The sequence below is a fragment of the Micromonospora sp. NPDC049359 genome, assembly GCF_044466585.1.
In the GTDB taxonomy this organism is placed as follows: domain Bacteria; phylum Actinomycetota; class Actinomycetes; order Mycobacteriales; family Micromonosporaceae; genus Micromonospora.
The window spans coordinates 1,101,312-1,124,582 of record NZ_JBITMW010000001.1; the positions used below are offsets into that span (position 1 = coordinate 1,101,312).

Sequence of the window (23,271 nt, forward strand, 5' to 3'; positions counted from 1 at the left end):
GGAGGACGAGATGACCGACGGCACAACAATCGGCAACGGGGAGTCGGGTCGGCGTCCGTCCGGCCGTACGCCTCGATGACGGCGGCGGGTCGTGCCGCCGGCCGCCTCCTGCCGTCCATCGGCGTACCGCACCTGGTCGGTGAGGCGTCCCGGACCGTCGGGTCGGCCGCGACCCGGTTGGCCCGGACCGCCGGCCTCAGCCGACGCCGGGTCTGGTCGCGCCCGGGCCGCCACCACATCGAGGTACACGGTGTCTGCCAGGACGGCGGCGACCGGTTGGCCCGGCAGGTCGAGGCCGCGCTGGAACGGCTTCCCGGAGTCGCCTGGGCCCGGGTGAACGCACCCTCGGGTCGGGTCGTGGTGGCCGTGCAGGCCCCCGAGCCGAGGCTGCGCGACCTCATCGCCGCCATCAGCCGGGTCGAGCGGACCTGTGACCACGAACCGGACCCGGAGATCCCACCCCCGCACCCGCCGGAAGAGGGGCCGCGTACGCCGCGCACCCTCGGCGCGCTCGCCTCGGACGCGCTGGGTCTGACCATCTCGGCGGCCACCCGCATCCTGCCGTTCACACCGTTGCCCGGTGAGGTCGCCGGCCTGCTGGCCGCCGCCGACCTGCAACCGAAACTGCACGCCTTCGTCGGTAGACGACTGCGCTCCGACCCCCGCGCCGACGTCATCTTCCCGCTGGCCGAAGCCGTCGTGCAGGGCCTGACCGGCAGGTGGACGGGGATAGTCCTCGACGGCGCCCAACGGATGGTGCAGTGGGGCGAGGCGCGGGCCCAGCTCGCCGCCTGGGAGGAGGCCGAGCCACGGCTGACCGGTGACCCGGAACGTGCCACCGCCCGGTGGCCGGCGGTCGAGCGCCCCTGCCCGAAACCGGGCGGCCCGGTCGAGCGCTACATCAACCGGGTGCTCACCGCGGGCGCGGCGGCGGCAGCCGCGGCGACGCCGCTCGCCGGACCCAAACGGGCCGCCGCGCTGGGACTCTCCGCGCTACCGAAGGCCCCGGGCAGCGGACGGGAGGGGTACGCGGCGCAGCTCGGCCGAGTCCTCGCCCGGCGCGGGGTGATCGCGATGGACCGCAGTGTGCTGCGGCAGTTGGACCGGATCGACACGCTGGTGCTGGACGCCGCAATGCTCGGGTCGGAGCGGGGCGTACTCGCCGATCTGGCCCCGGCCGCCGACGCGGACGTCGACGAGGTGGCGGAGCGGGCGTTCGAGCTGTTCGACCCCGCCGACCCGACCACCGTGCGGGAGTTCGACGGTTGGCGGCTCGCACCCCTGGACCGGCTGCCCGAGGACGCCCGCGGCGACGTACCGGACGGCGAGCGGCTGCGTACGGCGGGCGGGCAGTTGCTCGGGCTGACCAACGCGGGACGACTGGCCGCGCTGCTGCGGGTCGAACCGGAGCCCGCGCCCGGAGTCGACGGTCTACCCGCCGCTGCGCGGCACGCCGGACTGAGGCTGGTCGTGGCCGGGGGCGACGAGCAGCGGTACGACTTCGCCGACACGCTGCTGCCCGGTGGAGACCGGTTGGCCGACTCCGTACGCGCGCTCCAGCGCGACGGCGCGGTGGTCATGCTGGTCTCCGGCGACCGGGCGGCGCTCGGCGCGTCCGACTGCGGGCTCGGCATGTCGGCCGCCGAGGAGTTGCCCCCGTGGGGAGCGCACCTGCTGGTCGGCGCCGACCTTCGGGTGGTGGCACTGTTGGTCGAGGCGACCGGGGCAGCCCGGCGGATGACCCAGCAGAACATCCGGCTCGCCATGGCGGGCACCGGACTGGGTGCGCTGGGCGCGTTCACCGCGCCGCCGGCCCAACTGCCACATCGGGCCCTCGTGGCGGTCAACGGCGCGGCCGCGCTGGCGTTCGCGAACGGGGTCTGGCGGGCCCACCGGCTACCCGACCGGTCGGACGCGCCGGCGCCGGTGGCGACCGCCTGGCACCTGATGCCGGTACGGACCGTGCTGGACCACCTGGACACCACACCCGACGGGTTGACCAGCGCGGAGGCGCACCGCCGGCATGACGACAACGGCACGGGCGGCGGCACGCCCAGCGGTGGTGGGCTGCTGCGGGCGTTCCTGGACGAGCTGTCCAACCCACTCACACCCGTGCTGGCGGCCGGGGCGGTGCTGTCCGCGTCGTTCGGCTCGCTCGTCGACGCCGCGCTGGTCGGCAGCGTCGTCGGCGGGTCGGCACTGGTCGGCGCCGTGCACGAGCGCAACACCGAACGTTCGCTGGCGGAGCTGCTGTCGCGCTCGGCGGTGACCGCCCGGGTCCGCCGGGACGGAGCCGAGCAGGTCGTCGCGGCCGAGGACCTGGTGCTCGGCGACGTCATCACCCTCGAACCGGGTGACTCGGTACCGGCCGACTGCCGGGTGCTCGAATCGGTGGGATTGGAGGCGGACGAGTCGTCGCTGACCGGCGAGTCGCTGCCGGTCGCCAAGAGCAACCGGGCGGTCGTCGCCGCGGCCATCGCCGACCGCCACTCGATGCTGTACGAGGGCACCACCGTCGCCGCCGGCCACGGCACCGCCGTCGTGGTGGCGACCGGGGCCGACACCGAGTCCGGCCGCAGTCTGGCGCTGGTCCGCCAGGCGCCCCCGACGAGCGGGGTGGAGGCTCGACTCGGCTCGTTGACCAGCGCCGCCATCCCGTTGGCCGCCGGTTCGGCGATCGCCGTCGCCGGGGCGGGACTGCTCCGGGGCGTACCCCTGGCCGAAACGGCGGCGACCGCCGCGAACCTGGCCGTGGCGTCGGTGCCGGAGGGGCTGCCGTTCCTGGTCAGCGCCGCGCAACTGGCGGCGGCCCGACGCCTCGCCGAGCACGGCGCGTTGGTCCGCAATCCGCGCACCATCGAGGCGTTGGGCCGGGTGGATGTGCTCTGCTTCGACAAGACCGGCACCCTCACCGAGGGCAAGTTGCTCCTCGCGGGGGTCGGCGACGGGGTCGGCGACCGGTACGCGCCGGTGGACCGGCTCGATGACCGCCTGCGGTCGACTCTCGCCACCGCGCTGCGGGCCACCCCGGCGGCGGCCGATCCGGAAGAGTTGGCGTTGCAGACCGACCGGGCGGTTCGGCGGGGCGCCGCCACGGCTCAGGTTGTCGAGCAGACCGGGGCGACCGGCTGGCGCGCGGTCGGCGGGCTGCCGTTCGAGCCGTCCCGCGGCTACCACGCCACCGTCGGCGAGACCGACGGACGCCTGCTGTTGAGCGTCAAGGGCGCCCCCGAGACGGTGCTGCCACGGTGCGTGAACCGGCGTACCGACGGCCGACGGGAGCCGCTGGACGACGCCGGCCGCGCGGAACTTCAGCGCGTGTTGGCCGACCGGGCGGGCGCCGGGCACCGGATCCTCGCTGTCGCCGAGTGCCAGGTGGACGCCGCGCAGATCACCGACTCCGAGGTCCGGGGGCTGACCTTCGTGGGGTTCCTGGCGCTCGCGGACGGGGTCCGGGAGAGCGCCGCCCCGGCGGTCCGCCGCATCCGGCAGGCGGGCGTGCACACCATCATGATCACCGGTGACCACCCGGCCACCGCCGAGGCCATCGCGGCCACCATCAGCGAGCACGACGAGCAGCGGGTGGTCACGGCCGCCGAACTCGACCAACTGGACGACGAGGCGCTCGCCGAACGGCTCGCCACCACCGACGTGGTGGCCCGCTGCACCCCGACCCACAAGGTACGGATCATCCAGGCGTTGCAGAAGTGCGGGCGGACCGTGGCGATGACCGGCGACGGCGCCAACGACGCCCCGGCGATCCGGCTGGCCGACGTCGGCATCGCCCTCGGCCAACGTGGCACACCGGCGGCCCGAGCGGCCGCCGACCTGGTGGTCACCGACGACCGCTTGGAGACCATCATCGCCACCCTGGTCGAGGGGCGTGCCATGTGGTCCTCGGTCCGGCACGCGCTGAGCATCCTCGTCGGCGGCAACCTCGGCGAGATCGCGTTCAGCGTGCTCAGCGCCGCGGCGACCGGCCGCTCGGCCCTCACCGGCCGGCAACTGCTGCTGGTCAACCTGCTCACCGACCTGGCCCCGGCGCTGGCCATCGCGGTCCGGCCACCCGCCGCGGACCGCACCGACGGACTGCTTCGGGAGGGCCCGGACGCGTCCCTCGGTGAGACCCTCAGCAGGGAGATCGGCCTACGCGCGGCGTCCACCACGCTGGGCGCGACGGTCGGCTGGACGTTGGCCCGGTACACCGGGCGGCAGCGCCGGGCCGGCACCGTCGCTCTCGTCTCACTGGTCGGCACCCAACTCGGCCAGACCATCCTGGCCGGAGGCACCAGCCCGGCGGTGCTGGCGTCCACGGCGGCGTCGCTGGGAGTGCTCGTCGTGGTGGTGCAGACGCCGGGTGTGAGTCAGTTCTTCGGCTGCACCCCGCTCGGGCCGGTGGGCTGGACCATCGGCGCCGGATCGGCGCTCGGCGCCACCCTCGCCAACGGCGCGCTCACCAGGCTGGTCGCGCATCTCCCGGCAGCCCGACCCGACCTCGCCCAGCCCGTCGACGGCGACTGACGGCAGCGCTGACCGGTGGCTCGGGCATCATTGATCTCGCTGACTAGCCTGGCGGCATGCCGTCGTTCCTGGCCAACGGAACTCGTCCGAAGGCCTGGCCAAGTCTTCCGCTGGCGCTGCTGCTGCCCTGCGGCCTGCTGATACTGCTGGGTGCCACCGACGACCGCGAGCCGCCCCCACCCGTCGGCGTGCTGACGCCGGCGACGGTGATCGCGGTGGAACCGGCCCGGACCGCCGACGGCCCCTACGTGCTGCTGCGGGTAGACGCCGTTGACGGGCCCACCACCTGCGGCATCTACGAACGGTCGTTTCCCGACCGGCGACTACCGCCGCTGCACCAGCAACTCACCATCGACTACGCCCCGTCCCGGTGCATGCCGGAACCGGTCAACACCGAACTGTCCCGAGGGGTCGTCGTCGCCATGGGAGCCATCGGACTGGCGGTGTCGCTCCTGTGGCTCCGGGCAGGTCCGCGCTTCCAACGGCTGACGCGCGCGCGGCGCTCCCGCTCCTGACAAGGACGACCCGCGAGCCGACACGCCATTACCGCAGCGGCCCGGGGAGCGGCACCTCCCCCCGCATCGCCTTCTCGGCCAACTCGATGCGTTCCGGATGAAGTCTGTCGTCGCCAAGGGGGTGACCGGGCGAATTGATGCAGTGCTGCCCCGACGCGGCGCTGCACACCGGACACGCGAGAAAGAATCCGGAGGATGGCACGAGTTCGACGCCCTGGGCCAGCGCGGATCTGCCAATCTTGACGACCGCTGCGAGCAGGTCGTCGTCCTGGTGCCGGGTAGCGGCAGCGGCCGCCTCCCGCATCCCTTCCCAGAAATTCTCGGCCGAGTTCGGTTCGTTCACGTCGATGCGCACGATCGCGGATCCCCGCCTCCCGTCCCGGTAAACGCGGGGCCATGCGCTACGCCCGTGGGCGGTAGTATCCGCAGGCTTTGATTGACAACGGGGAGGACGATCCACATGCGAGGCAAGATCCCGGCCGGCATCGCGATAGCGCTGGCCTTCATGGTTCCGGCCGCGCCGGCGATGGCACAGAGCGCGTCGCCCGGGCTCGACCAGAACTGCCAGACGGTCGAGCGCAAGACGTTCACGGACATCCGTGAGCTGTTCACCTTCGACCTGGACACCGCCACGGCAACCCAGCTCCGCGTGCTGGCCAACCAGATCCAGGCCACGGCGAAGAAGGAGTCCCTGACCACCCTGCCGGACGCCACCCAGAAGCGGCTGGACGGCACCTCGGAGGATCTGCGCGCCTGGCTCAAGAACGACGCACAGGCCGTCTGGACGATCGATCTGCGGATCAAGGTTGGCCAGACGATGACCGGCGCCGGCCCCAAGGTGAAGGAGGCCGCGCAGAAGACGCTCGACGCCGAAACAGTCGACCCTTACCTGGCCTACCTGAACGAGGGCCTGTACGCCGCCCGTGCGCTCGACTGCGCGGCGCAGCCCACCCCGACGCCGACGCCGACGACGTCGCCGACGACGACGCAGCCCACGCCCACGGCGAGCGCGACGTCGACCGTCGCGCCGACTGCGGCCACCTCCACGAGCCCGGTCGCTGCCGGCGGTGATGGTGGCGGACTGCCCGTGACCGGCGCCGACACCGCGACCGTGGCCGGCATCGGCGGCGCGCTCCTGCTCGTCGGCGGCGCGAGCTTCGTGATCGCACGCCGTCGCCGTTCCCGCTTCGTCGCGTAGCTCGATCCGGACGCGCCCGGCCCGACACATCGTCGGGCCGGGCGCTTCTTTGCGCAGGTCAGCGACCCGTCGCGGCCACCGGAGTCGTCGTCAGCGGCCAAATTGGCGGTAGGCCCGAAGAGTTCGTCGAGGCGCCCAGGCGAGGATCCACTGTGGGAACGGCCCTCGCCGACGGCGGCGATTATCCTGCGGGTCGCCCATACGGCAGGCGGGACCCGCCTCCGGACGTCCAGAGGTGAGTCCCGCCTGCCGTGAACCGCGCACCGGATGACCATCGGCGGCGAGGTGCGGGCCCGCTGTCTAGCCCGCGAAGCCGCCCTTGGGCTCGATGATCTCCAGGTTCGTGCCGTCCGGATCGGAGAAGTAGGCGACCTTGGTGCCGAGCGCCGCCTCAGGGGTGACCTCGCCCGCGATGAACGTGTAGTCGTCGCCGAGGAAGTCGTAGCCGGCTTCCTTCATCCGCTGGTACACGGCGTCGAAGTCGTCGACCCGAAAGCAGAGATGCATGGAGCCGGGGCGGTTCGCCATGCCGTTCGTGCGTTCCCCGACCGGCTCCTGGAACTCGATCAGGTCGATGCCGAGACCGTCCAGGTTGATCGTCGCGTATCGCAGCTTCGCGGTAGGCAGCCCTTGCGTAATGCCGAACCGCACGCTGCCCATGGTCCCCTCCGCCACAGGTTCCCGCCCGGTGAGAGCGGTATAGAACGCGATCGAGGCGTCCAGATCCGAGACTGAGATCCCGACGTGGGCGGCCCGGGTGAGGTTCATCGGAGTGCCGGAGACGGTCATGACGCACCTTTCGCTGTGGCCCGGCACCTCAACGGGTACGCCCAGGTTCGGGCGGCTCCACGAGGAACCAGGCTGATCGGTTCGGCGGCCGGGTGGAGAATCCAGCGACGGCCACCAAACTTGCTTGCAAGGGCCTGATGTAGGCGCTAGCTGACATTCCCGGAACAGGCCTACCCTGAAACTCCCGCCCCAAAGGAAGACCCGGACCATGACCGCCACGGATCCCGCGCTAACCGCCCTCGCCAGCGGATGGGCAGCCCTCTCCCTCCTCTACGGCAGGATCGAGGCACACCTTGAGCGCGCTCTGCAGTCCGCGCACGACCTCAGCGTGCGGGAGTACTCGTTGCTCGACGTGCTCAGCCGCCAGCACGACCGCGCAGGCGGCCATCTGCAGATGAAGCAGGTCGCCGACGCCGTGGTGCTGAGCCAGAGCGCCACCACCCGCCTGGTCGCCCGTCTGGAGGACCGTGGCCTGCTCTCCCGCTACCTGTGCCCGACCGACCGCCGCGGCATCTACACCGACGTCACCGACGCCGGCCTGAAGCTCCTGCGGGAGGCCCGGCCGACCAACGACACCGCCCTGCGGAAAGCGCTGGACGACGCCGCCAAGAACCCCGAGTTGGCGCCACTGGTAACGGCAGTCGAGGCAATGGACCTCACACGTCGACCCATGACCACTCACGGTGAGACGTCGAAGGGTTCGACTGCCTGAGGCGGCGTGGCGGTGGGCGGCGCTTCCCGCCGGGCGCAGCCGGGGAGTCGTGGTAGGGCCCGCGACGCGACCCGTCGGTCTGCTTCCAGGAAGCGGCTAGGCCGTATCCCAGTCGGAGGAGGCCGAGACCTCGTAGGGGATCGTCGCCAACAGCTCGGCAGGCCCTTCCAACTTCCAGGCCCGGACGCAGCAGCCGCAGCCGCCATCCTCTTCGGCGTGGGTGAGAGCGTCTCGGTTGGCGTTCAACCAGGCCTCAGCCGCCTCGACCTCGCTCGGCTTGTCTACGGAGGCCGCCATGGTTTGCCGGATCACAGCGAGCACCGTAGCGCAGACCGGTTGGCTGTACCGAGGGCCGAGATCAGCCGAAGAAAGCGCTGGTGGAGCCCAGGGGACTCGAACCCCTAACCCCTGCCTTGCAAAGGCAGTGCTCTGCCAGTTGAGCTAGGGCCCCGCAACGACGGCGACCAAATCGCCGCCATCTTGATATCAGCGCAGGTCGGGCGCGGTGGTCGCCTCGTGCCAGAGGGCGCGCTCGTCGTTGGCGGCCTTGACCTTGTTGAAGACGACGGCAGCCACGCCGACGACGCCGGCCAGGATCAGCAGCTTCTTGAACATGGGGCAACCCCTTGCGCTCGACTACCGTCGGACGATGTGCGGTGGGGCTAGATGGAATCGAACCATCGACCTCAGAGTTATCAGCTCTGCGCTCTAACCGACTGAGCTATAGCCCCGCGTAGCGACGAGCAAGATTAACCCATCCGCCGCGCCGGCCCCAAATCGGGGTCCGACTGCGCGATCCGGGTCGTCGCCGCCCGCAAAACCTACCTGAGTACGGGGCGTCGGAGCGACCGCATTCCGCGGAGGCCCCGACGCCCCGGTCACACTCAGTCCCGCTCGGCGAGCGTCAGCTCGATCCCGCCGACCAGGTCGGCGCAGACGTTGTAGACGAACGCGCCCAGCGTGGCCAGCGCGGTGAACAGCACCACGTTGACCAGGCCGATCAGCGCCGAGCTGAGGATCACGCCCTTGGCGGTGATCTGGAACCCGCTGGTGCTCTGCCCACCACCCGCGTTGACCAGGTCGCTGAGGCTGTCGTTGACGCTCTGGAACACGCCCATCGCGTCCAGCGCCAGGTAGAGCACCGACGTGGCGACCACCACGACGATGAACAGCACCACCGAGACGGCGAACGCGAACTTCATCACGGACCAGGGGTCGATCCGCTTGAGGTTCAGCCGGGCCCGGCGCGGCCCACGGGACGCCGCCGAGCTGACCGAGCTCCGCGCGGCGCGGACCGCCTCGCCGACCCGGGCAGCCCCGACGGCCGACGGGTTGCCGATCCCCGGCGGCAGACCGCCACCGCTCACGGGGCGACCACCGGTGGACGTACGCCCCGGATCCGGCGGCGTCATGCCCGGTGTGATCCGAGGCTGCGTGCCAGTAGCCCCGGTCGATGTCGCCTGACCGGGTCGGGTGCTGATCGGCTGCGTGGTCGTCGGCCGCGCCGGGTTCGGGGCGGCCGCCGTGGGGGCCGCCCCGGTGGACGTCGCTGCCTCACCGGCCGACTTCTCGGCCTTGGTGTCACCCGATCCCGCGTCCTCGCCGGGCTGCTCCGGCGGGGGTGTCATGCCGGGAGCCCGGGTGAATTTCGGGGCAGGCGCGTCGGCGGGAACCGTGGCCCGGCCCACGGCCGCGCGGCCGGTCGCTGGTGTGCCGCCCTTGGCGGCCTCCTCGTCGACCGGGTTGGCCGAGGTCCCCGTGTTCCCCGACTTCGCCTGTGTCTCCGTCATTCAACTAGTCCTGTTCGTCAGGCTCGTCGGCATTGCGAGCAATCGCCACGATAGTCACGCCGTCCGGGAGGTCCATCAGCTTGACCCCCATTGTGTTCCGGTCACGCGTACGGCGTACAGGCTTCACCGGAGTCCGGATGACACCACCGTTGCTGGTGATCGCGAACAACTCGTCGTCCGGGTCGATCACCACCGCACCGACCAGACCACCGCGCCGTTCGGTGATCTTCGCAGTCAGCACGCCCTTACCTCCCCGGCCCTGCACCGGGTATTCCTCGATCGGGGTACGTTTCGCGTATCCCCCGTTCGTGGCCACCAGGACGTCCAGACCGTCCCGGACGACCTCCATGGCGAGTAGGACATCGTCGTCCGTGAAGCGCATGCCGATCACGCCCGAGGTGGCCCGACCCATCGGCCGCAGCGCCTCGTCCGAGGCGTTGAACCGGATCGCCTGCGCCTTCTTCGAGACCAGCAGCAGGTCGTTCTCCGGCGCCACCAGAGCAGCACCGACCAGCTCGTCCTCATCGCGCAGGTTGATCGCGATGATGCCGCCGGAACGGTTGGAGTCGAACTCCTCGAGCCGCGTCTTCTTCACCAGGCCGTTCTTCGTGGCCAGTACCAGATAGGGGGCTACCTGGTAGTCCGGGATTTCGATGATCTGCGCGATCTGCTCATCCGGTTGGAAGGCGAGCAGATTGGCCACGTGTTGGCCCTTGGCTACCCTACTGGCTTCCGGCAACTCGTACGCCTTGGCCCGGTACACCCGGCCCTTGTTCGTGAAGAACAGGATCCAGTCGTGCGTGGAGCATACGAAGAAGTGGCTGACGATGTCGTCCTGCCGCAGCGTGGCGCCACTGACGCCCTTGCCGCCCCGCCGCTGCGAGCGGTACAGGTCGACCTTCGTCCGCTTGGCGTACCCCGTCCGGGTGATCGTGACGACCACGTCCTCCCGGGCGATGAGGTCCTCCATCGAGACCTCGCCGTCGAACGGAATGATCTGCGTACGCCGGTCGTCGCCCCACTTGGCGACGATCTCGCCCAGCTCCTCTGAGACGATCTTCCGCTGCCGCTCGGGCTTGGCGAGGATGTCCTTGAGGTCGGCGATCTCGATCTCAAGCTTCGCCAGGTCGTCGATGATCCGCTGCCGCTCCAGGGCGGCGAGCCGGCGCAGCTGCATGTCCAGGATCGCGGTCGCCTGGATCTCGTCGATCTCCAGCAGCCGGATCAGGCCCTGCCGGGCGTCGTCCACCGTCGGCGACCGCCGGATCAGGGCGATCACCTCGTCCAGGGCGTCCAGCGCCTTGCCCAGGCCGCGCAGGATGTGTGCCCGCTCCTCGGCCTTGCGCAGCCGGTACGCGGTCCGCCGACGGATCACGTCGATCTGGTGCTCGACGTAGTACCTGATGAACTGTGCCAGGTTGAGCGTGCGCGGCACCCCGTCGACGAGCGCCAGCATGTTGGCGCCGAACGTCTCCTGAAGCTGCGTGTGCTTGTAGAGGTTGTTCAACACCACCTTGGCGACCGCGTCGCGCTTGAGCACCAGCACGATCCGCATACCGGTACGACCGGAGGACTCGTCGCGGATGTCGGCGATCCCCGCGAGCTTGCCCTCCTTGATCAGCTCGGCGATCCGCTCGGCGAGGTTGTCCGGGTTCACCTGGTAGGGCAGCTCGCTGACGACCAGGCAGGGACGACCCCGCTTGTCCTCCTCGACCTCCACCACGGCCCGCATCCGGATCGAACCACGACCCGTGCGGTACGCGTCCTGGATCGCCGTCGTGCCGACGATCAGACCGTGGGTCGGGAAGTCCGGGCCCTTGACGATGCCGAGCAGCGCCTCGAGGGTGGTCTCCTCGTCCTCCTCCGGGTGCTCCAGGCACCACTGCACCGCCGCGCCGATCTCGCGCAGGTTGTGCGGCGGGATCTTGGTGGCCATGCCGACCGCGATGCCCTCGGAGCCGTTCACCAGCAGGTTGGGGATCCGGGACGGCAGGATGGTGGGCTCCTTGGCCCGGCCGTCGTAGTTGTCCTGCAGGTCGACGGTGTCCTCGTCGATGTCCCGCAGCATCTCCATCGCGAGGGGGTCGAGCTTGCACTCGGTATATCTCATGGCGGCAGCCGGATCGTTACCCGGCGAGCCGAAGTTGCCGTTGCCGTCGACCAGCGGGTAGCGCAGCGACCACGGCTGCGCCATCCGGACCAGCGCGTCGTAGATCGCCGAGTCGCCGTGCGGGTGGAACTGGCCCATCACGTCGCCGACGACGCGGGAGCACTTCACGTAGCCGCGGTCCGGCCGGTAGCCGGAGTCGAACATGGCGTAGAGGATCTTGCGGTGGACCGGCTTGAGCCCGTCCCGGACGTCCGGCAGCGCGCGCCCGACGATGACGCTCATCGCGTAGTCGAGGTAGGAGCGCTGCATCTCCACCTCGAGCCCGACCGGTTCGATCCGGTCGTGCGCGACCACCGCGGCGATGGCCTCGGTGGGGACCTCGGGCTCGTTCGGTGTGGACTCGGGGGAATCGGTCACTGTATACCCTTATCAGACTCAGAGTCGTTTTCGTGCTGTGGATAACGGCTGTGGATAGCCGTCAAGCTGTGGATAACTCTGTGGACCGGCGGGCCAGCCAGGTGCTGCCCGGCTGGCCCGTCGACGTCCGTCAGATGTCCAGGAACCGCACATCCTTGGCGTTGCGCTGGATGAACGACCGGCGGGCTTCGACGTCCTCACCCATCAGGACGCTGAACAACTCGTCTGCGGTTGCAGCGTCGTCGAGCGTGACCTGACGCAGGGTGCGGGTCGCCGGGTTCATCGTGGTCTCCCACAGCTCGGGATAGTTCATCTCGCCGAGGCCCTTGAACCGCTGGATGTCGTCCGGCTTGGCGTTCGGCTTCTTCTGCTGGCGCAGCGCGATGAGCCCGTCCCGCTCCCGGTCCGAGTAGGCGTACTGAGCGTCGTCGCCCTTCTTGTTCCACTTGATCTTGTAGAGCGGCGGGGCGGCCAGGTAGACGTGCCCCAGCTCGACCAGCGGACGCATGAAGCGGAACAGCAGGGTGAGCAGCAGGGTCTGGATGTGCTGGCCGTCGACGTCCGCGTCGGCCATCAGCACCACCTTGTGGTACCGCAGCTTCTCCATGTCGAAGTCGTCGTGGATGCCGGTGCCGAGCGCGGTGATCAGCGCCTGGACCTCGTTGTTCTTGAGGACCCGGTCGATCCGCGCCTTCTCCACGTTGAGGATCTTGCCGCGGATCGGCAGGATCGCCTGGGTGCGCGGGTCGCGACCCTGCTTGGCCGAACCACCGGCCGAGTCGCCCTCGACGATGAAGACCTCGGACTCGCGCGGGTCGGTGGACTGGCAGTCGGCCAGCTTGCCCGGCATCGAGCCGGACTCCAGCAGCGACTTGCGTCGGGCCAGCTTGCGGGCCTGCTGCGCGGCGATCCGGGCGCGGGCGGCCTGGGAGGCCTTCTGAATGATCGTCTTGGCCTCGGCCGGGTTGCGGTCGAACCAGTCGACCAGCCGGTCGTTGCAGACCCGCTGCACGAAGCTCTTCACCGGGGTGTTGCCCAGCTTGGTCTTGGTCTGGCCCTCGAACTGCGGGTTCGTCAGCTTGACCGAGATGATCGCGGCCAAGCCCTCTCGGATGTCCTCGCCGGAGAGCTTCTCGTCGCCCTTGAGCAGCTTCTTATCGGTGCCGTACCGGTTGACCACGCTGGTCAGCGCGGACCGGAAGCCCTCCTCGTGGGTGCCGCCCTCGTGCGTGTTGATGTTGTTGGCGAAGGTGTAGACCGACTCGCCGTACGACTCGTTCCACTGCATGGCGATCTCGAGGGACATGCCCTCTTCCTCGGCCTCGAACTCGACCACCGTCTTGTGCATCGGGTTCTTGGAGGCGTTGAGGTGTCGGACGAAGTCGGCGATACCGCCGTCGTAGCGGAAGGTGACCTCGCGGGTCTTGCCGTCCTCGTCCTCCGGGACCCGCTCGTCGAGCAGGTGGATGGTGATGCCCCGGTTGAGGAAGGCCATCTCCTGCAGGCGTCGGTAGATGGTCTGGAAGTCGAAGTCGATCGTCTCGAAGACGTCCGCGTCGGGCCAGAAGGAAACCGCAGAGCCGGTGCGGTCGGTGGTCTCGCCCTTCTCCAGCGCGGATGGCTTGGAGTTGGTGTACTGCTGCCGCCAGACGAAGCCGGACTTGTGGATCACCACTGCCATCTTCGTCGACAGCGCGTTCACCACGGAGACGCCGACGCCGTGCAGGCCGCCGGAGACCGCGTACGCCTTGCCGTCGAACTTGCCACCCGCGTGCAGCACGGTCAGTGCGACCTCGACGCCCGGCTTCTTGAGCTTCGGGTGGAGGTCGACCGGGAAGCCACGGCCGTTGTCGGTGACCTGGACCCCACCATCGGCGAGCAGCACCACGTCGATGGTGTCGCAGTAGCCGGCCATCGCCTCGTCGACCGCGTTATCGACGACCTCCCAGACGAGGTGGTGCAGACCGCGCTCGCCGGTGGACCCGATGTACATACCGGGCCGCTTGCGGACCGCCTCCAGCCCCTCGAGAACGGTGATCGACTCTGCGCCGTACTCCTGCTTGTCCTGCGCTGCCACCCTCGGCCACTTTCTCGCGTCGTCGGCGCCGGTGGGGCGCGTCGGGCGCGGGTTCGGCGGGACATGACGCGACGTCGGCGCGCGGACCGGTGCCGGAGATCTCCGGACAGCGGGTCGAACGCGCCGGTCGCCGCGGTCGCCCGCGGATCGCGATCGGCTCGACCCGGGGTGGAGAATGACTTGGGGCCACCGGCCCCGTCGCTCGCCCGCACCGGGTCTTCGTCTCGCTGTCAATCCTACTGTGCGCGGGGGACAGAACCACCACTCGGCACCCTCAACGAGGCGGCTGAGATGTCCGTAGCCGGCAGAACCCCGTTACCCTCGACTCCCCCCACACGCCACGCCCTGTTCGGACGCGCCGCCCCCAGACAGGTTGACCCGCGCTCGGGCGGGTCGGGGGTCGCGGTCGGATCGTCCGTGCCGTACGTTTGCGGCGCCCCGGAAGCGGCCTTGATCTTTACCGGCCGGAACCGGGACGATCGACCCGATCGACCCGACACGTGCTCTCTAAGAGGTGACAGATGGGGCTGGACAACGTCGCGGTGCAGTGGCCGCGGACCGGCCGCTTCTACGATCCGGTGGCGCCGGCCGAGTTCGTCGACTTCGGCGAGATCGTCGACCTGCCACGGATCTCCGCGCCGACGGCGGCGCTGGCCGAGCTGATCGCGAAGACCGGCACCGTCCGGGCGACCGCGTACACCGAGCTGGTGGATCTCCTGCTCGGCCTCGAAGGTGTGTTGTACGCCACAGACGCCGCGGCCGAGGACGAGGACCCGGTGATCGACCCGGACGGCTGCGCCTGGATCGCCGGTGGCATCGAACGGTTCGTGGCCGGGCACCGGGAGTACGGCGAGACGGTCACCTTCGACTCGGTGAGTACGGTGCTGCGGTCGCTGCTCGGCGACGGTCGGCTGGCGGAGCAGCAGCTGCGCTGGCTGGACACCCGGCTCGACGCGTTGCGCGACGAGAGCGGTGATCCGCCGCAGTGGAACTTCACCTGTGCGGAGCTGGGCGTGCTGGCGGCGTTCTACCGGCGGTGCGCCGAGCGCGGCTTCGCCGTCTACGCCGACGCCTGAACCTCCGGGCCGGCGGGGCGGTTGGCGGCGGCGATCACCTGAGTGAGCGCCGCGTGCAGGTGTTGCAGGTCCTCTACGGGCAGTCCGAGGCGCTGGACGATCGCGGCCGGGATCCGCTCGGCCTGGGCGCGCAGGGCCATGCCGCTGGCGGTGAGGGTGACGGCGAGGCTGCGCTCGTCGGCGGCGTCCCGTTCCCGGCGCAGGTAGCCGGCCGCTTCGAGCCGCTTGAGCAGGGGTGACAGGGTGCCCGGGTCGAGCTGCAACAGGCGGCTGAGGTCACGGCCGGACAGCGGGGCGTGCTGCCAGAGCGCCAGCATCACCAGGTACTGCGGGTGGGTCAGGCCCATCGGCTCCAACAGGGGCCGGTAGACGGCCACCACGCTGCGGGCCGCAACCGACAGGGCGAAGCAGACCTGCTGCTCCAGCGCCAGCGGATCGGTGCCCTGCGGTTGGTCGCTCATCGGTTGCTCTCCTCGCGCACGGCAACTATCGTACCGATCGTTGGTACACCAACCATTGGTGCGGCAACCTTAGAGCGACGGCACGTGGGAGGGGCGGCAGATGAGCGAGGACGGCGCTACCACCAGAGCACCCGGCGAGGGCGGTCGACTCCTGAGCTGGGCCTTCCGGCACCTCGCCGGGCCGGCCGACGGCGTGCAGGGCGCGGTGCAGGGCGGTTCGACGGCCGCCCGCGAGGCGTGGAAACGTGACCTGGCCGAGCGCAAGCGCTACACGCAGGAGCAGCGCGAGCGAAAGCGTGCGGCCCGGGAGGCGCAGCGGCGGCGCTGAGCAGGCCGGCTCAGCCGTACGTGTCGCGCGGTCCCCGCCCGCGTACCCGCCGTGGACCCTTCTGCCAGGACGGCGCGGCCGGCCCGTGGATGTGCAGCTTGCGCACCACGTTGTGGCCGACCTCCTGGGCGATCTGCTTGAGCAACGAGCCGGCCAGCAGCCGCAACTGGGTGGCCCAGGCCGTCGAGCGCGCCTCCACGGTCAACTCGCCGTTCTCCAGCTTGACCGGCCGGCTGTGCTGGGCGACCTCCGCGCCGACCACCCGCTCCCACGCGCCGAACACGGTGGCCTCCGCCGCGGGCTGCTGCCAGCCCCGCGCCTTCACCAGCCGGTTCAGCACCGCGCTCAGGGGCTGCGGGTCGCGCGGGTCAGGCCCCGGGCCCGAGTAGCCACGCAGCCGCCGTCCCGAGCCGCCAGCGCCGTCGGCGCCAGCGCCACCGCCGGAGGTACGCCGGGTGCGCGCCGCCGCCTGGCGGCGGGACAGCGCGGCGTCGAGCACCGCCCGCGCCAACTCCGGGCCGCTGGGCCCCTCCGGCTGCCCGTCGGTCGCCCCGGCAGGTGGAGTACGCCCGCCGGCGGCATCCCCGGCCTGCCGGCCGCTGCCGGTGGACGTGCCGCGCGCCGGCCGGGTCTCTGGCTCATCCGACATGTCGTACCGTCCCCTCGCCGACCTGGTAACGGGTGCCCCGCAACGCGGCCGGAACGTCGTCGTCCACGGCACAGGTGACCAGCAGTTGACTCGCCCCGCCCACCAGTTCCGCCAGCCGTTCCCGACGACCGGCGTCCAACTCGGCGAAGACGTCGTCGAGCACCAGGACCGGTTCGATGCCGTCGGCGCGCAACAGGTCGTACCCGGCCAGTCGCAGCGCGAGCGCGAACGACCAGGATTCGCCGTGACTCGCGTACCCCTTGGCCGGCAGCGGGCCGAGCGACAGGGCCAGCTCGTCCCGGTGTGGCCCGACGAGCGTGGTGCCCCGTTCGATCTCGGCGGACCGCGAGGCGGCGAGCGCGGCGGCCAGCGCCTCGGCGAGCGTGGCCCGGTCGGTGGTCGGTTCGGCCAGTTCGACCGTCGGCCGGTAGGCGATGCCGGCCGCGCCCCGGCCGGCGGCCACCGCGTCGTACGCCTTGGCGACGTGCGGGGTGAGCGCGGCGACCAGTTCCAGCCGGCCGGCGAGCAGCTCCGCGCCGTGCTGGGCCAGATGGGTGTCCCACACCGCGAGGGTGCCCAGGTCGCCGCCGCGGGAGCCGCCGGTCTTGCGGGCGAGGTACGCCGTACGCAGCAGGGCGTTGCGCTGTTTGACCACCCGGTCGTAGTCGGCGCGTACGCCCGCGTAGCGGGGTTGCCGGTTGACCAGGAGGTCGTCGAGGTAGCGGCGACGCTCGGCCGGATCGCCCCGGACCAGTTCCAGGTCCTCCGGGGCGAACAGCACCAGCCGCAGCGCCCCGAGCACGTCGCGCGCCCGTCGCGCGGGCGATCGGCCCAGTCGGGCGCGGTTGGCCCGCCCCGGCACGATCTCCAGCTCGACCAGGAGTTCGCGCCCGTCGTGTACGACCGCGCAGCGGATCACCGCCGAGGAGGCGCCCATCCGGACCAGCGGCGCGTCCGTGGCGACCCGGTGCGAGTCCAGGGTCGCCACGTAACCGAGCGCCTCGACGAGGTTGGTCTTGCCGACACCGTTGGCGCCGATCAGGACGTTCGCCCCCGGCTGGAGGTCGACGGCGACCCGCTCGTACGAGCGGAAGTCGACAAGTTCCAGCCGGCGGACATACACAGGTTGTGGATACCGCTCAGCGCTTGTGGACGGCGTGGCCGCCGAACTGCTGGCGCAGCGCGGAAACGGCCTTCATGGCGGGCGAGTCGTCCTGTCGCGACTGGAACCGGGCGAACAGGGAGGCGGTGATGACGTTCAGCGGTACGGCGAGCCGGACCGCCTCGTCGACCGTCCAGCGCCCCTCGCCGGTGTCCTCGGTGTAGCCGCTCAGGTCGGCCAGCTCCGGGTCCTCGTCGAGAGCCCGGTCCAGCAGGTCGAGCAGCCAGGAGCGGACGACCGTGCCCTCGCGCCACGACTTGAACACGCCGGGCACGTTGGTCACCAGCTCGGAGGCGGTCAGCAGCTCGTAGCCCTCGGCGTAGGCGTGCATGAGGCCGTACTCGATGCCGTTGTGCACCATCTTGGAGTAGTGGCCGGCGCCCACGGGGCCGGCGTGCACGAAGCCGAACTCGCCCTCGGGCTTGAGCGCCTGGAAGATCGGCATGAGCCGGTCGACGTGCTCCTGGGCGCCGCCGACCATCAGGCCGTAGCCGTTCTGCCGGCCCCAGACGCCTCCGGAGACGCCGACGTCCACGTAGCCGATACCGCGCGCGTTCAGCCGCTCGGCACGGGGAGCGTCGTCGCTGAAGCGGGAGTTCCCGCCGTCGATGATGATGTCGCCGTCCCCGAGCACCTCGGCGAGTTCGTCGATCGTGGCATCGGTGACGCCGGCGGGCACCATGACCCATACGGCACGCGGCGATTCGAGCTTCTGTGCCAGCTCGGCGAGGTTAGCCGCGTCGCTCAGCTGCGGGTTGTGATCGAATCCGACCACTTCGTGGCCGGCAGCCCGCAACCGCTCGCGCATGTTGCCGCCCATCCGGCCGAGTCCTACCAGGCCGAGCTGCATTTGTTCCTACCTCCGTGGATCTGGTGTTGCTGGGCCGATCAGCGAGAGACGCGGATCGGCATGATGAGGTACCGATACCCCGGAATGACCTCACCATCCTCGCCAGCGGGTGAGATCACCGCCGGCTTGAAAGCGTCGACGAACGAGAGCATGGCGGTCTGCGCGCCCAGGTTTGCCAGGCCGTCGATGAGGTACTGGGGGTTGAAGCCGATGGTGAGCGCGTCACCGGTGAAGGTGGCCTCCATCGCCTCGCTCGCCCGTGCCTCCTCGGAGCCGCCGGCCTCGACCACCAGGCCGTCGGCGCTGAAGCTGAGCAGCACCGGCGTGGTGCGCTCGGCCACCAGGGCGACCCGCTTGACCACCTCGATCAGCGTGCTCACCGACACCCGCGCCTCGGCGTTGTGGGTGGCTGGGAAGAGCGAGCGCACCGGCGGGTAGTTGGCGCCGTCGAGCAACCGGCTCGTGGTGCGACGGGTGCCACCGGCTAGGCCGACCATGCCCTCACCCGCCGCGCCCTGGGCGAGGGCGAGGGTGACCTCGCCGCCCAGCGGACCGAGAGCCTTGGCGGTGTCGTTCAGGGTGCGGGCCGGGACCAGCGCGTTGATGCTGACCTCGGGGTCGTCGGGTCGCCACTGGATCTCGCGCAGCGCCAGCCGGTACCGGTCGGTGGCGAGCATCGACAGCGTGCTGCCGGAGAGCTCGACGCGGACGCCGGTCATCATCGGCAGTGTCTCGTCCCGGCCGGCGGCGATGGCCACCTGGGCGACCGCCGTGGCGAAGGCCGCGGCGTCGACGGTGCCGGCGCTCTGCGGCATCTCGGGCAGGGCGGGGTAGTCCTCCACCGGCATGGTGGGCAGCGTGAACCGCGCGCTGCCGCAGACCAGCTCGAGGTGGGCGCCGACCGCGGCGATGTCGACCGGCTTGGCCGGCAGCGCCTTGGTGATCTCGGCGAGCAGGCGGCCGGAGACCAGCGCGGCGCCGTCGGCGTCACCCTGCACCTCGACGGTCACCTGGCTGGAGACCTCGTAGTCGAAACCGGAGACCCGCAGGTTGCCGTCGGTGACGCGGAGCATCACCCCGGCGAGCACCGGTACGGACGGCCGGTTGGGCAGGCTCTTCGCGGTCCACGCCACGGCCTCGGCGAGCGCGTCGCGCTCCACTCGGAACTTCATCAATGCCTCCGCGTCGACGTCAGCGACAACTCTCTCATGCCGACGGCTGCCTACCGTCCCGCCCGACCGTGCGGGTGTCCATCGCACCTTAGGGCGCGGGGACATCGGCTGTGCGCCCGACCCCATGGATCGTGTCGATGCTGACCGGCCTGTCCGGCAGCGTTCGGCCCGATCCACAGAAAGCCCAACGGTGATGATTGGTTTTTGTTCTCTTAGAAGAGATAACCCATCGTCTTCATCGCACCTGTGCAAACTGTGGAGAACTCGGGTCTGCCCAGCTCAGACAGGTTATGCACCGGTGGGTTGGCTGTGGAGAACCGGGTGTGAAACCGCGTCACCTGTCCACAACCCGGCGGCGCGGGCCGGTTGTCCACCGTTGTCCACCGGTTGTCCACCGGTAATCCACCGACTTTCTCCCCAAGGTTGTGGACAGCCGAGAAGATCACCATTGGCGTTGTCCCCAGAACCTTCAACAGCTCGTACACACCTTGACGATCATCGGTGGATAACTTCGGCGTTGTCCCCAGGCGTCCACAGCGTCGTACACAGGGTTTCTCCACAGCCTGTGGGTAACTGAGGCGGGACCGACCGTAGTTATCCACCGACGGTGGATAACGAGTTGTGGACAACGAGTGAGCTTCGAGGTGGACACGGCACCGATCCTGTGGCCTACACCATGTCGAGGGTCAAGCCGAAGTCCTCGTCGGGCGGCGAAATCGGTGCCGCCGATGCCGAAGCGAGCACCGTCCGGAGTCGGGTCGCGGCGTTGCGGCGTCAAGAAGAACGCCCGGCCGGAGATCCGGCCGGGCGTGTCCCGGGAGTCGTGCGGCGTCGTACCCCTCAGGTGTTCTGCTTGATCCGGTTGGTCAGCTCGGCGATCTGGTTGTAGAGCGAGCGCCGCTCGGCCATCTGCTGGCGGATCTTGCGGTCCGCGTGCATCACAGTGGTGTGGTCCCGGCCACCGAAGGCCTGCCCGATCCTCGGCAACGACAACTCGGTCAGCTCACGACACAGGTACATGGCGACCTGGCGGGCGTTGACCAGGACGCGCGAGCGGGACTGGCCACGCAGATCCTCCAGGCTCACCCCGAAGTAGTCGGCGGTGGACGCCATGATCTGGTCAGCGTTGATCTCCGGCCCGGCGCCGTCGGGCATGAAGTCCCGGAGCACCTCCTCGGCCAGGGACAGCTCGACAGTCGACCGGGTCAGGCTGGCGAACGCCGTCACCCGGATCAGCGCGCCCTCCAGTTCCCGGATCGAGTTCGACACCCGGGAGGCGATGAACTCCAGCACGTCAGGCGGGGCGTACATCCGCTCCTGTGCCGCCTTCTTCTGCAGGATCGCGATCCGCGTCTCCAGATCCGGTGGCTGGATGTCGGCCAGCAGTCCCCACTCGAACCGGGTTCGCATCCGGTCCTCCAGGGTGGCGAGCTGACGCGGCGACCGGTCGGAGGTGATGACGATCTGCTTGTTGGCGTTGTGCAGAGTGTTGAAGGTGTGGAAGAACTCCTCCTGCGTACGCTCGCGGTTCTCCAGGAACTGGATGTCGTCGATCAACAGGATGTCGACGTCGCGGTAGCGCCGCTGGAACGCGCTGGTCTTGTCGTCCCGGAGCGAGTTGATGAAGTCGTTGGTGAACTCCTCGGTCGAGACGTACCGGACCGAGCGGGCGTTGCCGAGCGTCGTGGCGTAGTGCCCGATCGCGTGCAGCAGGTGCGTCTTGCCCAATCCGGAGTGCCCGTAGATGAAGAGCGGGTTGTACGCCTTCGCCGGCGACTCGGCCACCGCCACGCTCGCCGCGTGGGCGAACCGGTTGGACGAGCCGATGACGAACGTCTCGAACATGTACTTCGGGTTCAACCGGTTGCCACCGGTGTCGGCGCCGGGCAGTCGGCGCTCGTCACGCCCGCCGGGACGATGATCCATCCCGCTGCGACCCGGGCCGCTGTCCGTTCCGCCGTCGCGGGGCAGGGGACGGATCACGTGCTGGTCCCGGGGGGACGTGGCGTCCTCGCGGTAGCGGGGCTCGTACGGCCGGGTGTCGGGGCCGGGCGGATCGAGTCGGGCCGCCTGCTCGTCGTACCCGCGCCGCTCGTGCGCCGGTCGGGGCGACCGCGTCGGCTCGACGAAGGCGGTGCTGAACAGTGCCTCCTGCCCGTCCCGGCTGGCCGGGATCAGCCCCGGCCGGTGCGCGTCGACGACCGGCGCGGGGGGTGGACCCGCCGGCGCCGGCGGGGCGGCGGTCTCGGGCAGCCGTGGCCCGAGTTGGTCACCGATGCCCTCGTTCGCCACGGACCGTCCGGCGTACTCGTTCCCGAGCGGGCCCGACTGCGGTTCGTCGACGTCGAGTGGTCCAGGCTCCGGGGTGCTGCGGTAGACGGTGCCGGCCGGGCGGCCGGCGGCGTCCTCCGCCACGCGTACGGTCACGGCAACCTGGATCGGCCGGCCGAGTCGGCGGGTCAGCGCCTCGGTGATCGCCGGGCGCAGCCGTGACTCGATCACGTCCCGGGTGAACGCGTCCGGTACCGAGAGCAGCGCGGTGTCCTCGACGATCGCCCGCAGCCGGGTCAACCGGAGGTAGGCGCGCTGCTGGGCGGAGATGATCTCGTCGGCGAGCTCGTCGGTCGCCGCCAACCACACCGCGGCAAGGTCGGTCGTACCGGCCACCGTCGTGCCACCCCCTCGCCTCTGCTCCCGGCCGCCGCTGTCTGCCAGCCGCCCGTCCCGGGCCCGCCGCGTGCACGGGTGGAACATCACCCACCCGGACAACTGACCAGCGCTCGTCCACAGGTTATCCACAGCCTGTGCACCGACCGATTGTGGCCGCCCCCGGGCGCGGGACCTGCCCCTGCCTGGACGGCCGTTGAAGCGGGTTCACCGTGCCGAACGATTCACCAGCGTGTCCGGTCTTGCCTGCGCGCGACGACCGGAGCATCCGACGCTCACCGCAATCGGGCACGGTAACAGCGTTGTCCCTGCCCCATCAACCGGCGACGCCCCAGCGACCTTGTCGGCATCAGCGAAAACCGCCCCTTCGGTCCCGGGCGCGTCCCGACCTCCTCGCTGTGGATGTTTGACGGTCATTGCACCCCTGCGTAGGCTGGAGCGGCTGCTCTCTCGCCCTCTGCTAGGGTGATGGGTGCTTGCTGCCCGCGGTCGTTTCCCCGCACCGTCGGTCCCGCTCCGCCGGGCAGCGCCGAACGGTGGCCATCGTCGAGGTGGCCTGGACCACCCCAGGACCCCGGCGATCCCGTCGCGCGGGGCGCGTACGAAAACGGAGAGCCTGACGTGAGCAAGCGCACCTACCAGCCGAACAACCGCCGGCGCGCGAAGACCCACGGCTTCCGGCTGCGCATGCGCACCCGTGCCGGCCGTGCCATCCTCTCGAGCCGCCGCGCCAAGGGTCGTACCACCCTGTCGGCCTGAGCCGACCGGGCTGGTCCG

The 23,271-nt window shown here is 70.4% G+C and carries 20 protein-coding genes and 2 tRNA genes; 7 read left to right on the forward strand and 15 right to left on the reverse strand.

What is annotated here, in order from left to right:
- Window positions 1–75 precede the first annotated feature (75 nt).
- Together ACIBTX_RS05125 and ACIBTX_RS05130 are read left to right on the forward strand one after the other, a co-directional pair.
- A complete protein-coding gene (locus tag ACIBTX_RS05125) occupies window positions 76–4,521 on the forward strand; it encodes an HAD-IC family P-type ATPase (protein ID WP_396832063.1) in 4,446 nt (1,481 codons plus the stop codon).
- Between the two features lie 56 nt (window positions 4,522–4,577).
- Window positions 4,578–5,036, forward strand: a complete 459-nt coding sequence (locus ACIBTX_RS05130; RefSeq protein ID WP_396832064.1) for a hypothetical protein — start codon at window positions 4,578–4,580, stop codon at window positions 5,034–5,036.
- Window positions 5,037–5,064: 28 nt separating this feature from the next.
- On the opposite strand, the gene ACIBTX_RS05135 is transcribed toward ACIBTX_RS05130, so the two are convergent.
- Window positions 5,065–5,391, reverse strand: coding sequence for a hypothetical protein (locus ACIBTX_RS05135; protein ID WP_357171742.1), 327 nt, complete (start codon window positions 5,389–5,391; stop codon window positions 5,065–5,067).
- A 105-nt stretch (window positions 5,392–5,496) separates the two neighbouring features.
- Between ACIBTX_RS05135 and ACIBTX_RS05140 the strand changes: the two genes are divergently transcribed.
- The gene (locus ACIBTX_RS05140; RefSeq protein ID WP_396832065.1) at window positions 5,497–6,234 is read left to right on the forward strand and encodes an LPXTG cell wall anchor domain-containing protein; all 738 of its coding nucleotides are present in this window, start codon (window positions 5,497–5,499) and stop codon (window positions 6,232–6,234) included.
- A gap of 300 nt (window positions 6,235–6,534) precedes the next feature.
- Here the strand turns inward: ACIBTX_RS05140 and ACIBTX_RS05145 are convergent, their stop codons facing one another.
- A complete protein-coding gene (locus tag ACIBTX_RS05145) occupies window positions 6,535–7,023 on the reverse strand; it encodes a VOC family protein (protein WP_396832066.1) in 489 nt (162 codons plus the stop codon).
- 208 nt (window positions 7,024–7,231) lie between these two features.
- Between ACIBTX_RS05145 and ACIBTX_RS05150 the strand changes: the two genes are divergently transcribed.
- On the forward strand, window positions 7,232–7,735 hold the full coding sequence (locus ACIBTX_RS05150; protein WP_357129307.1) for a MarR family transcriptional regulator: 504 nt from the start codon (window positions 7,232–7,234) through the stop codon (window positions 7,733–7,735).
- A gap of 96 nt (window positions 7,736–7,831) precedes the next feature.
- Here ACIBTX_RS05150 and ACIBTX_RS05155 read toward each other — a convergent pair whose 3' ends face one another.
- From ACIBTX_RS05155 to gyrB, 7 genes are all read right to left on the reverse strand, one after another.
- Window positions 7,832–8,032 carry a hypothetical protein gene (locus tag ACIBTX_RS05155; RefSeq protein ID WP_357129304.1) on the reverse strand — a complete coding sequence of 67 codons (201 nt, stop codon included), beginning with the start codon at window positions 8,030–8,032 and terminating at the stop codon, window positions 7,832–7,834.
- A gap of 78 nt (window positions 8,033–8,110) precedes the next feature.
- A tRNA-Ala gene (locus tag ACIBTX_RS05160) sits at window positions 8,111–8,186 on the reverse strand.
- A gap of 35 nt (window positions 8,187–8,221) precedes the next feature.
- Window positions 8,222–8,350, reverse strand: a complete 129-nt coding sequence (locus tag ACIBTX_RS05165; protein WP_007453934.1) for a DLW-39 family protein — start codon at window positions 8,348–8,350, stop codon at window positions 8,222–8,224.
- Between the two features lie 42 nt (window positions 8,351–8,392).
- Window positions 8,393–8,466 (reverse strand) — tRNA-Ile (locus ACIBTX_RS05170).
- Between the two features lie 153 nt (window positions 8,467–8,619).
- Entirely contained in the window at window positions 8,620–9,525 is a 906-nt protein-coding gene (locus ACIBTX_RS05175) for a DUF3566 domain-containing protein (RefSeq protein WP_357129300.1), read from the reverse strand.
- A gap of 4 nt (window positions 9,526–9,529) precedes the next feature.
- A complete protein-coding gene (gene gyrA, locus ACIBTX_RS05180) occupies window positions 9,530–12,052 on the reverse strand; it encodes a DNA gyrase subunit A (protein ID WP_357129297.1) in 2,523 nt (840 codons plus the stop codon).
- Window positions 12,053–12,182: 130 nt separating this feature from the next.
- Entirely contained in the window at window positions 12,183–14,129 is a 1,947-nt protein-coding gene (gene gyrB, locus ACIBTX_RS05185; RefSeq protein WP_357129293.1) for a DNA topoisomerase (ATP-hydrolyzing) subunit B, read from the reverse strand.
- A gap of 521 nt (window positions 14,130–14,650) precedes the next feature.
- Between gyrB and ACIBTX_RS05190 the strand changes: the two genes are divergently transcribed.
- Complete coding sequence (locus ACIBTX_RS05190; protein WP_357129290.1) at window positions 14,651–15,205, forward strand: hypothetical protein; 555 nt, start codon at window positions 14,651–14,653, stop codon at window positions 15,203–15,205.
- Here ACIBTX_RS05190 and ACIBTX_RS05195 read toward each other — a convergent pair.
- On the reverse strand, window positions 15,190–15,666 hold the full coding sequence (locus ACIBTX_RS05195) for a MarR family transcriptional regulator (protein ID WP_357129287.1): 477 nt from the start codon (window positions 15,664–15,666) through the stop codon (window positions 15,190–15,192). The two genes, ACIBTX_RS05190 and ACIBTX_RS05195, sit on opposite strands and share 16 nt — an antisense overlap.
- Window positions 15,667–15,766: 100 nt before the next feature.
- Here ACIBTX_RS05195 and ACIBTX_RS05200 point away from each other — a divergent pair, with 100 nt between their 5' ends.
- Window positions 15,767–15,994, forward strand: coding sequence for a hypothetical protein (locus tag ACIBTX_RS05200; RefSeq protein ID WP_357129284.1), 228 nt, complete (start codon window positions 15,767–15,769; stop codon window positions 15,992–15,994).
- Window positions 15,995–16,004: 10 nt separating this feature from the next.
- Here the strand turns inward: ACIBTX_RS05200 and ACIBTX_RS05205 are convergent, their stop codons facing one another.
- The 5 genes from ACIBTX_RS05205 to dnaA all read right to left on the reverse strand — a co-directional run bounded on the left by ACIBTX_RS05205 (window position 16,005) and on the right by dnaA (window position 22,581).
- A complete protein-coding gene (locus ACIBTX_RS05205; RefSeq protein WP_357129281.1) occupies window positions 16,005–16,643 on the reverse strand; it encodes a DciA family protein in 639 nt (212 codons plus the stop codon).
- On the reverse strand, window positions 16,633–17,766 hold the full coding sequence (gene recF / locus ACIBTX_RS05210) for a DNA replication/repair protein RecF (protein WP_396832067.1): 1,134 nt from the start codon (window positions 17,764–17,766) through the stop codon (window positions 16,633–16,635). Before recF ends, ACIBTX_RS05205 begins: the two co-directional genes overlap by 11 nt.
- 16 nt (window positions 17,767–17,782) lie before the next feature.
- Window positions 17,783–18,655, reverse strand: coding sequence for a phosphogluconate dehydrogenase (NAD(+)-dependent, decarboxylating) (gene gnd, locus ACIBTX_RS05215; protein ID WP_357129275.1), 873 nt, complete (start codon window positions 18,653–18,655; stop codon window positions 17,783–17,785).
- A 38-nt stretch (window positions 18,656–18,693) separates the two neighbouring features.
- Window positions 18,694–19,827: a DNA polymerase III subunit beta gene (gene dnaN, locus ACIBTX_RS05220; RefSeq protein WP_357171746.1), complete on the reverse strand. Its 1,134-nt coding sequence runs from the start codon at window positions 19,825–19,827 to the stop codon at window positions 18,694–18,696.
- Window positions 19,828–20,667: 840 nt separating this feature from the next.
- Window positions 20,668–22,581: a chromosomal replication initiator protein DnaA gene (gene dnaA, locus ACIBTX_RS05225; protein WP_396832068.1), complete on the reverse strand. Its 1,914-nt coding sequence runs from the start codon at window positions 22,579–22,581 to the stop codon at window positions 20,668–20,670.
- 534 nt (window positions 22,582–23,115) lie between these two features.
- Here dnaA and rpmH point away from each other — a divergent pair.
- Window positions 23,116–23,253, forward strand: a complete 138-nt coding sequence (rpmH, locus tag ACIBTX_RS05230; protein WP_007453904.1) for a 50S ribosomal protein L34 — start codon at window positions 23,116–23,118, stop codon at window positions 23,251–23,253.
- Window positions 23,254–23,271 lie beyond the last annotated feature (18 nt).

What these genes read in the sequence shown, in the direction of transcription:
- ACIBTX_RS05125 (WP_396832063.1), top strand. Translation starts at nt 76, where the DNA reads ATGACGGCGGCGGGTCGTGCCGCCGGCCGCCTCCTGCCGTCCATCGGC.
- ACIBTX_RS05130 (WP_396832064.1), top strand. Translation starts at nt 4,578, where the DNA reads ATGCCGTCGTTCCTGGCCAACGGAACTCGTCCGAAGGCCTGGCCAAGT.
- ACIBTX_RS05140 (WP_396832065.1), top strand. Translation starts at nt 5,497, where the DNA reads ATGCGAGGCAAGATCCCGGCCGGCATCGCGATAGCGCTGGCCTTCATG.
- ACIBTX_RS05145 (WP_396832066.1), bottom strand. Translation starts at nt 7,023, where the DNA reads ATGACCGTCTCCGGCACTCCGATGAACCTCACCCGGGCCGCCCACGTC.
- ACIBTX_RS05150 (WP_357129307.1), top strand. Translation starts at nt 7,232, where the DNA reads ATGACCGCCACGGATCCCGCGCTAACCGCCCTCGCCAGCGGATGGGCA.
- ACIBTX_RS05155 (WP_357129304.1), bottom strand. Translation starts at nt 8,032, where the DNA reads ATGGCGGCCTCCGTAGACAAGCCGAGCGAGGTCGAGGCGGCTGAGGCC.
- ACIBTX_RS05165 (WP_007453934.1), bottom strand. Translation starts at nt 8,350, where the DNA reads ATGTTCAAGAAGCTGCTGATCCTGGCCGGCGTCGTCGGCGTGGCTGCC.
- ACIBTX_RS05175 (WP_357129300.1), bottom strand. Translation starts at nt 9,525, where the DNA reads ATGACGGAGACACAGGCGAAGTCGGGGAACACGGGGACCTCGGCCAAC.
- ACIBTX_RS05190 (WP_357129290.1), top strand. Translation starts at nt 14,651, where the DNA reads ATGGGGCTGGACAACGTCGCGGTGCAGTGGCCGCGGACCGGCCGCTTC.
- ACIBTX_RS05195 (WP_357129287.1), bottom strand. Translation starts at nt 15,666, where the DNA reads ATGAGCGACCAACCGCAGGGCACCGATCCGCTGGCGCTGGAGCAGCAG.
- ACIBTX_RS05200 (WP_357129284.1), top strand. Translation starts at nt 15,767, where the DNA reads ATGAGCGAGGACGGCGCTACCACCAGAGCACCCGGCGAGGGCGGTCGA.
- ACIBTX_RS05205 (WP_357129281.1), bottom strand. Translation starts at nt 16,643, where the DNA reads ATGTCGGATGAGCCAGAGACCCGGCCGGCGCGCGGCACGTCCACCGGC.
- gnd (WP_357129275.1), bottom strand. Translation starts at nt 18,655, where the DNA reads ATGCAGCTCGGCCTGGTAGGACTCGGCCGGATGGGCGGCAACATGCGC.
- dnaN (WP_357171746.1), bottom strand. Translation starts at nt 19,827, where the DNA reads ATGAAGTTCCGAGTGGAGCGCGACGCGCTCGCCGAGGCCGTGGCGTGG.
- dnaA (WP_396832068.1), bottom strand. Translation starts at nt 22,581, where the DNA reads ATGTTCCACCCGTGCACGCGGCGGGCCCGGGACGGGCGGCTGGCAGAC.